Origin of the sequence: Klebsiella sp. KP20-425-1 (assembly GCF_025813515.1) — a bacterium.
In the GTDB taxonomy this organism is placed as follows: domain Bacteria; phylum Pseudomonadota; class Gammaproteobacteria; order Enterobacterales; family Enterobacteriaceae; genus Klebsiella; species Klebsiella pneumoniae.
In genome coordinates, this window is record NZ_CP109614.1 from 4,650,513 (window position 1) to 4,666,017 (window position 15,505).

Below are 15,505 nucleotides of genomic sequence, written 5' to 3' on the forward strand. Positions count from 1 at the left end.
CGATCACAGACTTGCAAATGAATATTCATACATATAAATTGAATTTTAATTCAATTAGTGGCCTATGCCAGGTGAGGGAACCATGTCTGCGTTTTACCAGAAGCATTTTTTAAAGTTACTCGATTTTACGCCTGCAGAAATCACCGCCCTGCTCGAGCTGGCGGCAAAGCTGAAAGCCGATAAGAAAAACGGTATCGAAGTCCAGAAACTGGCAGGAAAAAACATCGCGCTCATCTTCGAAAAAGACTCAACCCGTACACGATGCTCTTTCGAAGTTGCCGCATACGATCAGGGTGCCCGCGTGACCTATCTGGGGCCCAGCGGCAGCCAGATTGGCCATAAAGAGTCGATCAAGGACACCGCCCGCGTGCTCGGACGGATGTACGACGGCATTCAGTACCGCGGCCACGGCCAGGAAGTGGTAGAGACCCTGGCGCAATACGCCGGCGTGCCGGTGTGGAACGGCCTCACCAACGAGTTCCACCCCACCCAGCTGCTGGCGGACCTGCTGACCATGAAAGAGCATCTGCCGGGCAAAGCCTTTAACCAGATGACGCTGGTCTACGCCGGCGACGCGCGCAACAACATGGGCAATTCGATGCTGGAAGCCGCCGCCTTGACCGGTCTGGATCTGCGCCTGGTGGCGCCATCGGCCTGCTGGCCGGAGGCCGCGCTGGTGGAGACCTGCACCGCGCTGGCCAAACAGCAGGGCGGCAACATCACCCTGACGGAAGATATCGCCGCGGGGGTGAAAGGCGCCGATTTTATCTATACCGACGTCTGGGTCTCAATGGGCGAGGCGAAGGAAAAATGGGCCGAACGTATCGCCCTGCTGCGCGACTATCAGGTTAACAGCGCGATGCTGGCGCTCACCGGCAACCCGCAGGTCAAGTTCCTCCACTGCCTGCCGGCGTTCCACGACGACCAGACCACGCTGGGCAAACAGATGGCTGCCGATTACGGCCTGCACGGCGGCATGGAGGTGACTGACGAGGTGTTTGAGTCGGCGGCGAGCGTGGTCTTCGACCAGGCGGAAAACCGGATGCACACCATCAAAGCGGTGATGGTGGCGACGCTGAGCAAATAGCCCCTCGCTCGCGGCTGTGTCCCGGATGGCACGGCGTTCATCCGGGATTCGGTTCGCCATTTTACGCCATCAGCATCTTCACCACCGCTTTGCGCACCTTCGCCGGGGCGCCTACGGCGCACAGCGGTTTATGCACTTCGCCGGGATAAAACACCACAAAATCCCCTTCGTTAAGGATCACCGTTTTTTCCTGCCGGCCTTCGGCAAGAAAAGCGATGTCTTTCTCCGCCAGCCAGTCGGTCTGCGGCTCTCCTGGCGGCAAGGTGCTGAAGGTCATCCCCTCGCTGCCGCGGAGCACAATCTGGATATCGAGATAGCGAGCATGGTATTCCGCGCGGCGCGCGGCCTGCGGCTCGGTGGTGTCTTCGGAGATCAGATAAAACAGGTTGTCGCCGTCGATAGCGTGTTTACCCAGCGGCGTCGCCTCGCTGACCTGAGCGATAACCTGTTCGATAGCCTCGCGCAGCGCGGCAGGCAGCCATGGCTGCAGATGGTGGATATTGCCAATAATCATTGCTTACCTCAAATATAAAACAGCATTTCATTTCTTTGTTTTATACCCCCATCACCGCTGCCATACCAGTACAGTTTCACGCTTCTTTGCGCTGGCGCACTTTTCGACAGGCAAACGATTACCTGTTTGTGAATGAATCGCTTGATCGTCATAACGGTCTGCGTATAATGCCAGTCGTTTTGCCGGGAGGAAGCATGGCCAATTGCGTACGACATTCTGTCTTAGCGCGTCTCAATGCAGACGCTGGCCTGCCGTTTTTCTTTCCGTTGCTCATTGGATTCCCGAAGCCCCTTATTTAAGGGGCTTTTTTTTTGCCCAGGCGTCAGGAGATAAGCATGGCTAACCCGCTATATCAAAAACATATCATTTCCATAAACGATCTCAGCCGCGAAGACCTCGAACTGGTGCTGGCGACGGCGGCAAAGCTGAAAGCCAATCCACAACCCGAGCTGCTGAAGCATAAGGTTATCGCCAGCTGCTTCTTTGAAGCCTCGACCCGCACCCGCCTCTCTTTTGAAACCTCGATGCACCGCCTGGGCGCCAGCGTGGTCGGCTTTTCCGACAGCGCCAACACCTCGCTGGGCAAAAAAGGGGAAACGCTGGCGGATACCATCTCCGTCATCAGCACCTACGTCGACGCCATCGTGATGCGTCATCCGCAGGAGGGCGCCGCGCGCCTGGCGACCGAATTCTCCGGCGGCGTGCCGGTACTGAACGCCGGCGACGGCGCTAACCAGCACCCGACCCAAACCCTGCTCGACCTGTTCACCATTCAGGAGACCCAGGGCCGCCTCGAAAACCTCAACGTGGCGATGGTCGGCGATCTGAAGTATGGCCGTACCGTCCACTCCCTGACCCAGGCGCTGGCCAAATTCAACGGCAACCGCTTCTACTTCATCGCCCCGGACGCGCTGGCCATGCCGCAGTACATCCTCGATATGCTCGATGAAAAAGGCATCGCCTGGAGCCTGCATAGCGCCATCGACGACGTGATGGCGGAAGTGGATATTCTGTACATGACCCGCGTGCAGAAAGAGCGTCTGGATCCGTCGGAATACGCCAACGTCAAAGCGCAGTTCGTCCTGCGCGCCGCCGACCTCGAAGGGGCGCGCGCCAATATGAAGGTGCTGCACCCGCTGCCGCGCATTGACGAAATCACCACCGATGTCGATAAAACACCGCACGCCTGGTACTTCCAGCAGGCCGGTAACGGCATCTTCGCCCGCCAGGCGTTACTGGCACTGGTACTGAATAGCGAGCTGGCACTGTAAGGGGGAATGAGAGATGACACACGACAATAAACTGCAGGTAGAAGCGATCAAACGCGGCACCGTGATTGACCATATCCCGGCGCAGGTCGGCTTTAAGCTGCTCACCCTGTTCAAACTGACCGAAACCGACCAGCGCATCACCATCGGCCTGAACCTGCCCTCCGGCGAGATGGGCCGCAAGGATTTGATTAAAATCGAGAACACCTTCCTGACCGACGAGCAGGTTAACCAGCTGTCGCTGTACGCCCCGCAGGCGACGGTAAACCGCATTGATGATTACGAAGTGGTGGGCAAATCCCGCCCGAGCTTGCCGGATCGTATCGACAGCGTGCTGGTCTGCCCGAACAGCAACTGTATCAGCCACGCCGAACCGGTTTCTTCCAGTTTTGCAGTGAAAAAACGCGCTGATGACATCGCACTCAAATGCAAATACTGCGAAAAAGAGTTTTCTCATTATGTGGTGCTGGCCAACTAAATGCGGTTGGTATTGGTGGTAGGCCTCCCTATAATGGCTACCACCCTACGCTTCGTCCTTCAGGCGGCGTCTGCGCCGGCGATACAGCGCTTACCGCCTGGCGGCAACCTGAATGATTTTGCGTAACATTACTCAGTTCATCTGGAGATAACATGAGCAAAACTATTGCGACGGAAAATGCACCAGCGGCGATTGGCCCCTACGTTCAGGGCGTTGACCTCGGCAGCATGATCATCACCTCTGGCCAGATCCCGGTCGACCCGAAAACCGGCAGCGTCCCGGAAGACGTGTCCGCGCAGGCGCGCCAGTCGCTGAACAACGTGAAAGCGATCGTTGAAGCCGCAGGCCTCACCGTCGGCGATATCGTCAAGACCACCGTATTCGTCAAAGATCTCAACGATTTCGCTACCGTTAACGCCACCTACGAAGCGTTCTTCACCGAGCATAACGCCACCTTCCCGGCGCGCTCCTGCGTTGAAGTCGCACGTCTGCCGAAAGACGTGAAGATCGAGATCGAAGCCATCGCCGTGCGTCGCTGATCGCTAACCTCGGCATGAAAAAAGGCAGCCAGTGGCTGCCTTTTTTACGTGGGTCATCCGAAAACGCGTCCCTCACTGCCAGCCGTAGCGGCGGCTGTAGAAGCCCTTCACGGCCTGGGTCAGCACCATATAGCCCGCCAGGATCGCTACCAGCCATGGGAAGTAGCTCAGCGGCAGGGCCTGCAGCTGCAGGTAGCTAGCCAGCGGCGAGAACGGCAGCGCGATACCCACCGCCATCACCACCAGGGTCATGGCGAACAGCGGCCAGGCGGCCCGGCTCTGAACGAACGGAATGCGCCGGGTGCGGATCATGTGCACAATCAGCGTTTGCGACAGCAGCCCTTCGATAAACCAGCCGGACTGGAACAGGGTCTGCATCTCCACGGTATTGGCGTGGAACACCCACCACATCAGGCCGAAGGTGAGGATATCGAAAATCGAGCTGATCGGCCCGAAGAAGACCATAAAGCGCCCGAGATCGGCCGGGTTCCAGCGCTGCGGCTTGCGGATCTGCTCATCATCGACGTTATCAAACGGGATCGCCACCTGGGAGACATCGTACAGCAGGTTCTGAATCAACAGGTGCAGCGGCAGCATCGGCAGAAACGGCAGGAAGGCGCTGGCCACCAGCACGCTGAAAACGTTGCCGAAGTTGGAGCTGGCGGTCATTTTGATGTACTTGAGCATGTTGGCGAAGGTGCGGCGGCCTTCGATTACCCCCTCCTCCAGCACCATCAGGCTCTTCTCCAGCAGAATGATATCCGCCGCCTCGCGGGCGATATCCACCGCGCCGTCGACCGAGATGCCGATATCCGCCGCGCGCAGCGCCGGGGCGTCGTTGATGCCGTCGCCCATAAAGCCCACCACGTGACCTTCACGCTTGAGCAGCGTCACGATACGCTCTTTATGCAGCGGCGCCAGGCGGGCGAACAGCGTGGTGCGTTTGGCCAGCGCCGCCAGCTCGTCGTCGCTCATGGCTTCAATCTGGCTGCCAATCACCACTTCGCCAGCATCCAGTCCCACTTCATGGCACACCTTCGCCGCCACCAGCTCGCTGTCGCCGGTGAGGATCTTCACCGTGATGCCGCTGGCCTTCAGCGCCTTCAGCGCCGGGGCGGTGGTCTCTTTCGGCGGATCGAGGAAGGCGATGTAACCTTCAAGGATCAGGTCCGACTCATCGGCGCGCTGGTAGTCGCCTTCGCGGGCCGGCAGGTATTTGGTCGCCACCGCCACCACCCGTAGCCCCTGTCGGTTGAGGGTATCGGTCACCCGGCGAATGCGGCGCAGCATGGTGTCGTCCAGCGGTACGATATCGCCGTTGTAGCGCACCTGGGTCGAGACGTTGAGGATCTCCTGCAGCGCCCCTTTGCAGATCAGCTGATGCGCGGCGTCATCCTCCTTCACCACCACCGACATGCGGCGGCGTTCGAAGTCGAAGGGTATCTCATCCACCTTCTGCCAGCGTTCCGCCAGCCCGCGGGCGGCATCCAGCTCAACCCCGTCCAGCACCGCGGTGTCGAGCAGGTTTTTCAGGCCGGTCTGGTAGTGGCTGTTGAGCCAGGCGGCATGCAGTACCCGCTCGCAGACCTTGCCGGAGACGTCGGTATGGTTCTCCAGCACAATCTTATCCTGGGTCAGGGTGCCGGTTTTATCAGTGCAGAGGATGTCCATCGCGCCGAAATTCTGAATGGCGTCGAGGTGCTTCACGATGACCTTTTGCTTCGACAGCTTCACCGCCCCGCGCGCCAGCGTCGAAGTGACGATCATCGGCAGCATCTCCGGCGTCAAGCCGACCGCCACCGACAGCGCGAATAGCGCCGCCTCCCACCAGTCGCCTTTGGTGTAGCCATTGATCAGCAGCACCACCGGGGCCATCACCAGCATAAAGCGGATCAGCAGCATGCTGACCCGGCTGATGCCCTTCTGAAAGGCGTTCGGCTCGCTCTCCTGTTCACTGACGCGGCCGGCCAGTTGGCCAAACCAGGTGCGGCCGCCGGTGGCGAAGACGATGGCCTGCGCCGAGCCGCTCACCACGTTGGTGCCCATAAAGCACAGGGTGTCGCACTCCAGCGGGTTTTGCTGCAGCGGATCGCGGCTGCGGGCCACTTTCTCCACCGGCAGCGATTCGCCGGTCAGCGAGGCCTGGGCGACGAATAAATCCCGCGCCTGCAGGATACGCAGGTCCGCCGGGATCATATCTCCCGCCGACAACCGGATAATGTCGCCCGGCACCAGCTGGTCGATAGGCAGCTCCAGCCAGCGGCTCTCCCCCTGCTCGTTCACCACCCGCAGCACGGTGGCGGTGTTGCTCACCATCGCCTTCAGCGCATCCGCCGCTTTGGTCGAGCGCGCCTCCTGGATGAAATTGAGCAATGTCGAGATCCCCACCATCAGGGCGATAACCCCGGCGGCGAACAGATCCTCGGTGGAATAGGAGACGATGCCGAGCACGGTCAGCAGCAGGTTGAACGGGTTGCGATAGCAGGTCCACAGATGCACCCACCACGGGGAGGGCTTCTGCGCCGGGATCTGGTTGTCACCATGTTTGAGGATTTTCGCCGCCACTTCGCCTTCATTGAGCCCTTCAGGGTGGCTGTCAAAGGCGCGCCAGATCTCCTGGTCGTCCATCGCCGCCACGTTCAGGCAATGCTGACCAAGCGATTCAGGAATGGGGCCACTCGCCAGATGGCGGGCGTCCGGCAGCGGATCGCGCTGGACTAAACGACGTGGCAGATGGCGGCTAAGCTGCGCGAACAGCTGCCGGGTATAATTTTTCAGCATAAACAGTCCCTCCGCGCTCGCCAAAGCGAACGCAGCGTTGCCGACGGGCGTAGCAAAACCTACCTGTCAGGCATGTTATTTTTATGGCAGGGACATCAAGGACGTCACTGCTTTACGCTTTCCGGTAAAGCAGTGTTAAACAGGCTTACCGGAAAGAAAGGTTGCTCCATCGAGGATGAGGAGTGGGATCGGGGTCCATAACTATCTCCGGTAAGTGAATATAAACGGCGCGAATTATAGCGCCCTCGCTGAGGATTGTGTGGCAATAATGGCGATGATAAACCCGCGCAACTAAACCGAACGTAAACCAGACTTTGCTCATTGCGGTTTGGTTGAGTAGCATTAGGCTCACTTCTACCATCCCTGACGAGAATTCCGCATGCAGAACCGGCTGACCATCAAAGATATCGCGCGCTTAAGCGGCGTAGGGAAATCGACGGTATCCCGCGTCCTTAACAACGAGAGCGGGGTCAGCGAACGGACCCGCGAGCGCGTCGAAGCGGTGATGCAGCAGCACGGTTTCTCGCCCTCCCGTTCCGCCCGCGCCATGCGCGGCCAGAGCGATAAAGTGGTGGCGATTATCGTCACCCGTCTCGATTCGCTGTCGGAAAACCTTGCCGTGCAGACCATGCTGCCCGCCTTTTATGAGCAGGGTTACGATCCGATTATGATGGAGAGCCAGTTCTCCCCGGCGTTGGTGGAGGAGCATCTCGGCATGCTCGCCCGGCGCAATATTGACGGCGTGGTGCTGTTCGGTTTTACCGGCATCGACGAAGCGATGCTCGCCCCCTGGCGCGACACCCTGGTGCTGATGGCCCGCGACGCTCCCGGCTTCGCCTCGGTGTGCTATGACGACGAAGGGGCCATCACGCTGCTGATGCAGCGGCTCTACGATCGCGGACACCGCCACATCAGTTTTCTTGGCGTACCGCACAGCGACGTCACCACCGGCGAACGCCGCCATCTGGCCTACCTCGCCTTCTGTAAAAAGCATCGTCTGACGCCCACCGCCGCCCTGCCGGGGCTGGGCATGAAGCAGGGATATGACACCGTCGCCAACGTGCTGACGGCTGAAACCAGCGCCCTGGTCTGCGCGACGGATACCCTCGCCCTCGGCGCCAGCAAGTACCTCCAGCAGCAGGGTCGCGATGCGCTGCAGCTCGCCAGCGTCGGCAGCACGCCGCTGATGAAGTTTCTCCACCCGGAAATCTTGACCGTCGATCCGGGCTATGCCGAGTCCGGACGCCGGGCCGCCCGGCAGTTGATCGAGCAGATCGCCGGCAGCGTCGATCCCCGCCAGATCGTGATTCCCGCCGCCCTCAATTAATCTCGCTCGGGCGATTTATGTGATCGTCGCCGGGTTTCGGGAACGTTCCCATTTTGCAAATTAAGCGGAACGGTTAGGATGCCCTCAAGGTAAAAACGGCATCTCTCCCCTCTGTTTTTGAGGCTTCATCATGAGCAAAGTAAACCAGCAGGACATCGATAAACTGATCGAACTGGTGGGCGGGCGCGGTAACATCGCCACCGTCAGCCACTGTATTACCCGTTTGCGCTTTGTGCTGAACGACCCGGCCATCGCCAGACCAAAAGAGATTGAGCAGCTGCGCATGGTGAAGGGATGCTTCACTAACGCCGGCCAGTTCCAGGTGGTCATCGGCACCGAGGTGGGCGATTACTACAAGGCCCTGCTGGCGACCACCGGCCAGACCTCCGCCGACAAAGAGCAGGTCAAGCAGGCCGCGCGGCAAAATATGAAGTGGCATGAACAGTTAATCTCGCACTTCGCCGAGATCTTCTTTCCCCTGCTGCCGGCCCTGATCAGCGGCGGTCTGATCCTCGGTTTCCGCAACGTTATCGGCGACCTGCCCATGAGCAATGGCCAGACGCTGGCCCAGATGCACCCGTCGCTGAAAACCATCTATGACTTCCTGTGGCTGATTGGCGAGGCGATCTTCTTCTATCTGCCGGTGGGGATCTGCTGGTCAGCGGTGAAGAAGATGGGCGGCACGCCGATCCTCGGGATCGTCCTTGGCGTCACCCTCGTCTCCCCGCAGCTGATGAACGCCTATCTCCTCGGCCAGCAGGTGCCGGAGGTGTGGAACTTCGGCCTGTTTACCATTGCCAAAGTCGGCTACCAGGCGCAGGTGATCCCGGCCCTGCTGGCTGGCCTGGCCTTAGGCTTTATCGAGACGCGCCTCAAGCGCATTGTGCCTGACTACCTCTACCTGGTGATTGTCCCGGTCTGCTCGCTGATCCTCGCGGTGTTCCTCGCGCACGCCATTATCGGTCCGTTCGGCCGCCTGATCGGCGACGGCGTGGCCTTCGCGGTACGCCATCTGTTAACCGGCAGCTTCGCGCCGATCGGCGCCGCGCTGTTCGGCTTCCTCTACGCGCCGCTGGTGATTACCGGTGTCCACCAGACCACCCTCGCTATCGATATGCAGATGATCCAGAGCATGGGCGGTACCCCGGTGTGGCCGCTGATTGCGCTGTCGAATATTGCCCAGGCGTCGGCGGTGGTTGGCATCATCATCGCCAGCCGCAAGCAGAATGAACGTGAAATCTCGGTACCGGCGGCGATCTCCGCCTATCTCGGGGTCACCGAGCCAGCGATGTACGGTATCAACCTGAAATACCGCTTCCCGATGCTGTGCGCAATGATTGGCTCTGGCCTCGCCGGCCTGCTGTGCGGCCTGAACGGCGTGCTGGCGAACGGCATCGGCGTCGGCGGCCTGCCGGGGATCCTCTCCATCCAGCCTACCTACTGGCAGGTGTACGCCATGGCGATGGCTATCGCGGTGGTGGTGCCGATTATCCTCACCAGCGTGGTGTATCAGCGCAAGTACCGTCAGGGCACCTTGCAGATTGTCTAACTTCTTCTTTCGGGGCGCCTTTGGCGCCCCTCGTTGCAGCAGGAAAGTACTATGAATCATCTCCCCCACTGGTGGCAAAACGGCGTTATTTATCAAATCTATCCGAAGAGTTTTCAGGATACCACCGGCAGCGGTACCGGCGACCTGCGCGGCGTCACCTCCCGCCTCGACTATCTGCAAAAGCTTGGGGTCGACGCCATCTGGCTGACGCCGTTCTACGTCTCACCGCAGGTGGATAACGGCTACGATGTGGCGAACTACACCGCCATCGATCCCTCCTACGGCACGATGGCCGACTTTGACGCCCTGGTGACGGAGGCAAAGGCCCGCGGCATCCGCATCGTGCTGGATATGGTGCTGAACCACACGTCGACCGAACATGAATGGTTCCGTCAGTCGCTGAATAAGGAGAGTCCCTACCGCCAGTTCTATATCTGGCGCGATGGCGAACCGGACGCCCTGCCGAACAACTGGCGCTCTAAATTTGGCGGTAACGCCTGGCAGTGGCACGCCGACAGCGGGCAGTATTATCTGCACCTGTTCGCCATTGAGCAGGCGGATCTCAACTGGGAGAATCCGGCGGTGCGCGCCGAGCTGAAAAAGGTCTGCGAATTCTGGGCTGACCGCGGCGTCGACGGTCTGCGCCTCGACGTGGTCAACCTGATCTCAAAAGACCAGACCTTTCCCTGCGATCTGGACGGGGATGGCCGCCGCTTCTATACCGACGGCCCGCGGGTGCATGAGTTCCTGCAGGAGATGAGCCGCGATGTCTTCACCCCGCGTAACCTGATGACCGTCGGCGAGATGTCCTCCACCTCGCTGGAGCACTGCCAGCAGTACGCCGCGCTGGACGGCCGCGAGCTGTCGATGACCTTTAACTTCCACCATTTAAAGGTCGATTATCCCGGCGGAGAGAAATGGACCCTCGCCCGCCCGGACTATGTGGCGCTGAAGGCGCTGTTCCGCCACTGGCAGCAGGGAATGCACAATCGGGCGTGGAACGCGCTGTTCTGGTGTAACCACGATCAGCCGCGCATCGTGTCGCGCTTTGGAGACGAAGGCGAGTACCGGGTGACGGCGGCGAAGATGCTGGCGATGGTGCTGCACGGCATGCAGGGCACGCCCTATATCTACCAGGGCGAAGAGATCGGCATGACCAATCCGCACTTCAGCAGCATCAGCGATTACCGTGACGTCGAAAGCCACAATATGTTTATCGAACGTGCGGCGCAGGGGCAAAGCCCGGACGAACTGCTGGCGATCCTCGCCAGCAAGTCGCGCGACAACAGCCGCACGCCGATGCCGTGGCACGCCGGCGAGAACGGTGGCTTCAGCGACGGTGAGCCGTGGATCGGCCTTGGCGATAATTACCAGGAGATCAACGTCGAGGCGGCGCTGGCGGACCCCGATTCGGTGTTTTATGCCTATCAGCAGCTGATTACGCTGCGTAAAACCCTGCCGCTACTGACCTGGGGCGATTACGAGGATCTGCTGCCGGAGCATCCGTCGCTGTGGTGCTATCGTCGTCAGTGGCAGGGGCAAACGCTGGTAGTCGCCGCTAACCTGAGCCGCGAGCTGCAGGCCTGGCAGCCCGCTGAGGCCCCGGGCGAGTGGAAGATGATCATCAGCAACTATGCCGAGACCACCCCGCGCCCGACCGGGCTGACGCTGCGGCCGTTCGAAGCGATATGGTGGCTGCAGGGATAACGCTTTTCCCCGGTGGCGCAACGCTCACCGGGGCTACGATTTGTCAGGCTGGAGGTTATGCGCGGTCGGCATCAGCAATCGCAGCGCTCGCTTGGGGTTGCGCCGAGGCGTGCTCTTCTTTTGCCTTTAGCCGATCCCAGGCGCGGAAGAACGGATAGTAGACCACCAGCGAAATCGCTAAATTCACCACCTGCAGCACCGTGCCGGAGATATGCCCTCCGGTCGCCAGATAGCCGCTGATGAAGATCGGCGTGGTGAACGGCAGCGCGATTCCGGCGGGCGGCGCCACCAGCCCGGTCGCCATCGCGGTATAGGACACGATCACCAGCAGCACCGGCGTTAAAATAAACGGCAGGAAAAAGTACGGGTTCATCACCAGCGGGATGCCAAACACCATCGGCTCGCTGATGTTAAACAATGCCCCGGGCGCGGCAATTTTCCCCAGCTGCTTCATCTGCTGGCTACGGCTACGCAGCAACATAAAAATCACCAGCCCCAGCAGCGCGCCGGTACCCCCGGGGGCAATCCACAGATCGTAAAACTGCTGAGTAATGATATGCGGGATCGGCTGACCGTTCTGGAAGGCCGTCAGGTTCTCGGACATATTCGACAGCCATACCGGCTGGATAAACACCAGTACGATCGCGTCGCCGTGCAGGCCCAGGGTCCACAAAATACCAATCAAAATGACTGAAATAATCATGCCCGGCAGCGTACCGCCGACGTGGTGCATCGGAATACCAATCAGGGTGGCGATCATACTGTTGATATCGCCGAACGGCGAGGCCTCGACCGCCAGGCGCAGCGCCAGCACCACCGCCAGCACGCAGAAGCCGGGGATCAGGGCAAGGAATGATTTCGCCACTGCCGGCGGCACGCCGTCCGGCATGCGGATAACGAGATTGCGGCTGGCGACCAAACGATAAATCTCCGTCGACAGCAGCGAAATGACAATGGCGACAAACAGCCCCTGGCTGCCGACCATGCTCACCGGGATCACCCCTTTAATCACCTCCGCCGCGCCGTGTACCGGCGTAAACAGCGTGTTCTGCGGGATCGTCATCATGAAGGCCACCAGCGACATCGCTCCAGCGCTCAGCGGATCGAGAGTGCGATACTTCTCCGCCAGCCGGTAGGCGATGCCGAAGCTGGAAATCAGCGCCATGATGTCGTAGGTCGCTTTCACCGGGTACAACATTTTATCGCGCCAGACCTCGCCAAACAGGCTGCTCATCATATCGGCATAGCCGGGGATCGGCAGGTAGGCGAAAATCAGGAAGAATGAGCCAATCAACATAAACGGCATATTGAGAATGATGCCGTCGCGCACCGACAGGACGTGCTTTTGCCCGGCGATTCTCAGCGCCGCCGGCATGACGTAACGTTCAATCCAGCTTGTATTCGACATGGTGTGCTCCCGAGGGGAAATAGCGGTCAGTTAAATTGCGTCAGCCATTGACGGTTGATGGTTAATACTTCATCCAGCAGCGCCTGGGCATCGGTGACGTTACCGACCAGCGGGTTGGTCACCAGCGCCAGCAGTGCGCTTTCGCGACAGCCGTGTACCGCGGCTTCAATCGTCAACCGCTCGAAGGCTTTCACCTGCTGGGTCAGGCCATTCATCGCCGGCGGCAGCGGGCCGAACGCCAGCGGCCGCGCCCCTTGCGCATCAATAATGCTGTTGGTTTCCACCACCGCATCATCATCCAGGCCATGAATCGCGCCGTTGTTGCGGGTATTCACCACCATCTCCGCGCCCAGGTTGTTGTAGATCGCGTTGATAAGCTCGACGGCCACCTCCGAGTAGTAGGCGCCGCCGCGAAAGCTCAGTTGCTCCGGTTTTTCTTCCAGCTGCGGGTCGGCGTACAGCGCAAACAGCTCCTGCTCGACTTTCATCACCTGTTCGGCGCGGGTGCCCTTGGTTTTCGCCGCGGCGATCTCTTCCGCCAGCATCGCCGGCGTCAGCCAAAAATAGCGATGATAGGGGCACGGAATCGCCTTCAGCGCGCGCAGGAATTCCGCCGGCCACGGCAGCTCTTTAATGTTGTTCATCGACAGCGCCTTACCGTCGCACAGCATGTCGATCACCTTGCCGGTGACATCCTCGCGCCCCTGTAGCACCTTATGCACCCAGACCATATGGTTGAGCCCGGCAAAGCGCAATTTCACTTCGGACTCCTGGGCGCCCAACATCCCGACGATCATGTGCTGCATGTTGATCGGCACATTGCACAGGCCGATGATCTTCGCCGTGCTGTAGCGGCTGACCGCCTCGGTGACGATCCCCGCCGGATTAGTAAAGTTGAGAATGAACGCTTCCGGCGCCAGCTGTTCCACTTTGCGCGCCACCTCAAGGATCACCGGGATCGTCCGCAGCGCCTTGGCAAAACCGCCGACGCCGGTGGTCTCCTGGCCCAGCAGGTGGTACTTGAGACCCAGCCGCTCATCGGCGGCGCGCGCCGCCAGCTGTCCGACACGCAGCTGGGTCAGCACAAAGCTGGCGCCGCGGATGGCCTCATCGAGCGTAAAGTGGACGCTGACCGCCACCTGCTCCAGCCCTTTATGTTTCAGCATCCGCCGGGTCAGCGCGGCGATGATCTCCACCTTTTCCCGGCCGGATTCGACATCTACCAGCGCCAGCTCTGTGACCGGAAGCTGCTCGTAACGAACGATAATCCCTTCAATAAGCTCCGGCGTGTAGCTGCTGCCGCCGCCGATAACGGCAATTTTCAGTGCTTGCATAGTGTCCTCTTTTCGGATTTTCGGCATACAGAGCGCCGCGCGCGATCGGCAGGACCGCACGTGATGATGATGAAAAACGGGATGAGAAAATTAGTGTTCGAGCAGGGCTAGCGCTTTATCCAACACCGCGGCGCCGCGCATCATGCCGTAGTCAGCCATATCGATCACCGCCACCGCCTTGCCCTGCGGCGCGGCCAGCGCGGTTAGCCGTCCGGCTTCATATTTAACCTGCGGCCCGAGCAGAATGACGTCGGCGTTTGGCAATTCGCGTTCAAATTCCGCCACCGCCACCGCATAGATTTCCAGCGCCAGCGCACGCTGCTGGGCTTCTGCTTTCATTTTGTTCACCAGCATGCTGGTCGACATGCCTGCGGCACAACAGAGTACGATTCGTGGCATTGCGCTTCCCCTTTACGTGTTATCGCTTCAGCCCTCAGGGCCTGGACGACTATATTGTTAATATTGTGTGATAGTGAAGGCTATATGAAAATAATTTTCACCGATGTGATCGAGGCTCAATTTTTACGCATTTTTATCGCCAGGGTGTCACCCTTTACTGCTCTAACCATAGGAAATATGCGGCGTGGGTGCTATAAAGAGAGACAGTCGATAATTGAAAAATATTTTCAAATGCGGTTTTTGCCAAAGGGAACATGAGGATGGATATCGTAGGTCAGCTGCAGGAAGGAATGCGCCGCTTTAGTGCCCAGGAGTCGCGCGTCGCCACCTTTATTCTACAAAATCTAAGCTTTACCGCCAGCGCCTCTATTGACGAGCTGGCCGCCAGCGCGGGGGTCAGCCCTGCCACCATTACCCGCTTCGCCCGCTCAGTGGGCTGCGATGATATTCGTGATCTGCGTAAACAGCTGGCGCAGGCCAGCGAACGGCGCGCCAGCTGGCTTACGCCGGACAGCGCCGCCCTGCCCGTCGCCTGGCGCGACAAACTTAGCAGCCTTGGCGTTACCCTAACTCGTCAGCTCGGCCATACCGCGGAAGCGGCGGTGGAAAAGTGTAAATCGCGCCTGCTGAGCGCCCGTGCGGTACACTGCTTCGCCCTTGGCGCCCAGGACGTGACGCTGGCCGCGCTGCTCCAGCATCAGCTACTGCCCTCCGGCATCGCGATTAATCTCTGTCAGGATGCGGCGCTGATGCGGCTGACCGCCAGCACCCTCAATGACGATCATCTGCTGCTGGTGCTGGCCACTGCCGAGGCCAACCCTGTGTTGCAAAGCGCCACCTTGCAGGCGCGTACGCAGGGAGTGACCATTATTGCTCTGACGCCGGAACAGCACGCCCTTGGCGATATGGCCAGCGCCATCCTGCCGCTGCCCGCTGACCCGCAGCAGGCTCGCTATGCCCTGCTACTGCTGGTCGATCTGCTTAACGATACGTTGATTGCCTGAATATTTGCCCGTTTCATGCCTGAACGGGCTCGATTTTTGCTTATATTTTAAGCGCCTAAATTTACATTTATCGCCAGCGCCCATCATCCGTACTCTCACCTTTTTACCTT

Annotated in this window: 18 protein-coding genes; 12 read left to right on the plus strand and 6 right to left on the minus strand. The window is 59.6% G+C overall.

Annotation, left to right across the window (positions count from 1 at the left end):
- Positions 1–17: 17 nt before the first annotated feature.
- Complete coding sequence (gene argL, locus OHJ17_RS26485) at positions 18–113, plus strand: putative translational regulatory protein ArgL (protein WP_370736902.1); 96 nt, start codon at positions 18–20, stop codon at positions 111–113.
- Positions 83–1,087, plus strand: coding sequence for an ornithine carbamoyltransferase (gene argF, locus OHJ17_RS22690; protein WP_004178387.1), 1,005 nt, complete (start codon positions 83–85; stop codon positions 1,085–1,087). The genes argL and argF overlap by 31 nt, the downstream gene beginning before the upstream one ends.
- Positions 1,088–1,148: 61 nt before the next feature.
- On the opposite strand, the gene OHJ17_RS22695 is transcribed toward argF, so the two are convergent.
- Entirely contained in the window at positions 1,149–1,601 is a 453-nt protein-coding gene (locus tag OHJ17_RS22695) for a YhcH/YjgK/YiaL family protein (protein ID WP_004894676.1), read from the minus strand.
- A gap of 194 nt (positions 1,602–1,795) precedes the next feature.
- Here OHJ17_RS22695 and OHJ17_RS22700 point away from each other — a divergent pair, with 194 nt between their 5' ends.
- The 5 genes from OHJ17_RS22700 (at position 1,796) to ridA (ending at position 3,886) form a co-directional block, all read left to right on the plus strand.
- Complete coding sequence (locus OHJ17_RS22700; protein ID WP_002886930.1) at positions 1,796–1,900, plus strand: pyrBI operon leader peptide; 105 nt, start codon at positions 1,796–1,798, stop codon at positions 1,898–1,900.
- The gene (locus OHJ17_RS22705) at positions 1,875–1,934 is read left to right on the plus strand and encodes a pyrBI operon leader peptide (RefSeq protein WP_227650304.1); all 60 of its coding nucleotides are present in this window, start codon (positions 1,875–1,877) and stop codon (positions 1,932–1,934) included. The genes OHJ17_RS22700 and OHJ17_RS22705 overlap by 26 nt, the downstream gene beginning before the upstream one ends.
- Positions 1,935–1,936: 2 nt before the next feature.
- On the plus strand, positions 1,937–2,872 hold the full coding sequence (pyrB, locus tag OHJ17_RS22710) for an aspartate carbamoyltransferase (RefSeq protein WP_002886928.1): 936 nt from the start codon (positions 1,937–1,939) through the stop codon (positions 2,870–2,872).
- A gap of 13 nt (positions 2,873–2,885) precedes the next feature.
- The gene (pyrI, locus tag OHJ17_RS22715) at positions 2,886–3,347 is read left to right on the plus strand and encodes an aspartate carbamoyltransferase regulatory subunit (protein WP_002886927.1); all 462 of its coding nucleotides are present in this window, start codon (positions 2,886–2,888) and stop codon (positions 3,345–3,347) included.
- Between the two features lie 152 nt (positions 3,348–3,499).
- Positions 3,500–3,886: a 2-iminobutanoate/2-iminopropanoate deaminase gene (ridA, locus tag OHJ17_RS22720; RefSeq protein WP_002886926.1), complete on the plus strand. Its 387-nt coding sequence runs from the start codon at positions 3,500–3,502 to the stop codon at positions 3,884–3,886.
- Between the two features lie 72 nt (positions 3,887–3,958).
- On the opposite strand, the gene mgtA is transcribed toward ridA, so the two are convergent.
- Both mgtA and mgtL read right to left on the minus strand, forming a co-directional pair.
- Positions 3,959–6,667 carry a magnesium-translocating P-type ATPase gene (gene mgtA / locus OHJ17_RS22725; RefSeq protein WP_009309303.1) on the minus strand — a complete coding sequence of 903 codons (2,709 nt, stop codon included), beginning with the start codon at positions 6,665–6,667 and terminating at the stop codon, positions 3,959–3,961.
- 145 nt (positions 6,668–6,812) lie between these two features.
- The gene (mgtL, locus tag OHJ17_RS26490) at positions 6,813–7,028 is read right to left on the minus strand and encodes a mgtA regulatory leader peptide MgtL (RefSeq protein WP_219620685.1); all 216 of its coding nucleotides are present in this window, start codon (positions 7,026–7,028) and stop codon (positions 6,813–6,815) included.
- 18 nt (positions 7,029–7,046) lie between these two features.
- Here mgtL and treR point away from each other — a divergent pair, with 18 nt between their 5' ends.
- The 3 genes from treR to treC all read left to right on the plus strand — a co-directional run bounded on the left by treR (position 7,047) and on the right by treC (position 11,250).
- Positions 7,047–7,994: a trehalose operon repressor TreR gene (treR, locus tag OHJ17_RS22730; RefSeq protein WP_032433783.1), complete on the plus strand. Its 948-nt coding sequence runs from the start codon at positions 7,047–7,049 to the stop codon at positions 7,992–7,994.
- A gap of 130 nt (positions 7,995–8,124) precedes the next feature.
- Positions 8,125–9,543, plus strand: a complete 1,419-nt coding sequence (gene treB, locus OHJ17_RS22735; protein WP_004186710.1) for a PTS trehalose transporter subunit IIBC — start codon at positions 8,125–8,127, stop codon at positions 9,541–9,543.
- A gap of 51 nt (positions 9,544–9,594) precedes the next feature.
- A complete protein-coding gene (gene treC / locus OHJ17_RS22740; RefSeq protein ID WP_020316343.1) occupies positions 9,595–11,250 on the plus strand; it encodes an alpha,alpha-phosphotrehalase in 1,656 nt (551 codons plus the stop codon).
- 55 nt (positions 11,251–11,305) lie between these two features.
- Here the strand turns inward: treC and celB are convergent, their stop codons facing one another.
- From celB to OHJ17_RS22755, 3 genes are all read right to left on the minus strand, one after another.
- Positions 11,306–12,658 (minus strand): PTS cellobiose transporter subunit IIC, encoded by a 1,353-nt coding sequence (gene celB, locus OHJ17_RS22745; protein WP_004146783.1) that lies wholly within the window; start codon positions 12,656–12,658, stop codon positions 11,306–11,308.
- A 26-nt stretch (positions 12,659–12,684) separates the two neighbouring features.
- Positions 12,685–13,992, minus strand: a complete 1,308-nt coding sequence (locus OHJ17_RS22750) for a 6-phospho-beta-glucosidase (protein ID WP_004177662.1) — start codon at positions 13,990–13,992, stop codon at positions 12,685–12,687.
- A gap of 90 nt (positions 13,993–14,082) precedes the next feature.
- Positions 14,083–14,346 (minus strand): PTS sugar transporter subunit IIB, encoded by a 264-nt coding sequence (locus OHJ17_RS22755; protein ID WP_014908078.1) that lies wholly within the window; start codon positions 14,344–14,346, stop codon positions 14,083–14,085.
- Between the two features lie 129 nt (positions 14,347–14,475).
- Between OHJ17_RS22755 and OHJ17_RS22760 the strand changes: the two genes are divergently transcribed.
- Positions 14,476–14,649 (plus strand): hypothetical protein, encoded by a 174-nt coding sequence (locus OHJ17_RS22760; protein WP_032433782.1) that lies wholly within the window; start codon positions 14,476–14,478, stop codon positions 14,647–14,649.
- 2 nt (positions 14,650–14,651) lie between these two features.
- Positions 14,652–15,395, plus strand: a complete 744-nt coding sequence (locus OHJ17_RS22765) for a MurR/RpiR family transcriptional regulator (protein WP_002886905.1) — start codon at positions 14,652–14,654, stop codon at positions 15,393–15,395.
- Positions 15,396–15,505: the final 110 nt, after the last annotated feature.

Coding starts and splice junctions, on each gene's coding strand:
- argL (WP_370736902.1), top strand. CDS start 18: ATGAATATTCATACATATAAATTGAATTTTAATTCAATTAGTGGCCTA.
- OHJ17_RS22760 (WP_032433782.1), top strand. CDS start 14,476: ATGAAAATAATTTTCACCGATGTGATCGAGGCTCAATTTTTACGCATT.
- pyrB (WP_002886928.1), top strand. CDS start 1,937: ATGGCTAACCCGCTATATCAAAAACATATCATTTCCATAAACGATCTC.
- pyrI (WP_002886927.1), top strand. CDS start 2,886: ATGACACACGACAATAAACTGCAGGTAGAAGCGATCAAACGCGGCACC.
- OHJ17_RS22695 (WP_004894676.1), bottom strand. CDS start 1,601: ATGATTATTGGCAATATCCACCATCTGCAGCCATGGCTGCCTGCCGCG.
- argF (WP_004178387.1), top strand. CDS start 83: ATGTCTGCGTTTTACCAGAAGCATTTTTTAAAGTTACTCGATTTTACG.
- treR (WP_032433783.1), top strand. CDS start 7,047: ATGCAGAACCGGCTGACCATCAAAGATATCGCGCGCTTAAGCGGCGTA.
- OHJ17_RS22700 (WP_002886930.1), top strand. CDS start 1,796: ATGGCCAATTGCGTACGACATTCTGTCTTAGCGCGTCTCAATGCAGAC.
- OHJ17_RS22765 (WP_002886905.1), top strand. CDS start 14,652: ATGGATATCGTAGGTCAGCTGCAGGAAGGAATGCGCCGCTTTAGTGCC.
- treC (WP_020316343.1), top strand. CDS start 9,595: ATGAATCATCTCCCCCACTGGTGGCAAAACGGCGTTATTTATCAAATC.
- mgtL (WP_219620685.1), bottom strand. CDS start 7,028: ATGGTAGAAGTGAGCCTAATGCTACTCAACCAAACCGCAATGAGCAAA.
- OHJ17_RS22750 (WP_004177662.1), bottom strand. CDS start 13,992: ATGCAAGCACTGAAAATTGCCGTTATCGGCGGCGGCAGCAGCTACACG.
- ridA (WP_002886926.1), top strand. CDS start 3,500: ATGAGCAAAACTATTGCGACGGAAAATGCACCAGCGGCGATTGGCCCC.
- OHJ17_RS22755 (WP_014908078.1), bottom strand. CDS start 14,346: ATGCTGGTGAACAAAATGAAAGCAGAAGCCCAGCAGCGTGCGCTGGCG.
- mgtA (WP_009309303.1), bottom strand. CDS start 6,667: ATGCTGAAAAATTATACCCGGCAGCTGTTCGCGCAGCTTAGCCGCCAT.
- celB (WP_004146783.1), bottom strand. CDS start 12,658: ATGTCGAATACAAGCTGGATTGAACGTTACGTCATGCCGGCGGCGCTG.
- treB (WP_004186710.1), top strand. CDS start 8,125: ATGAGCAAAGTAAACCAGCAGGACATCGATAAACTGATCGAACTGGTG.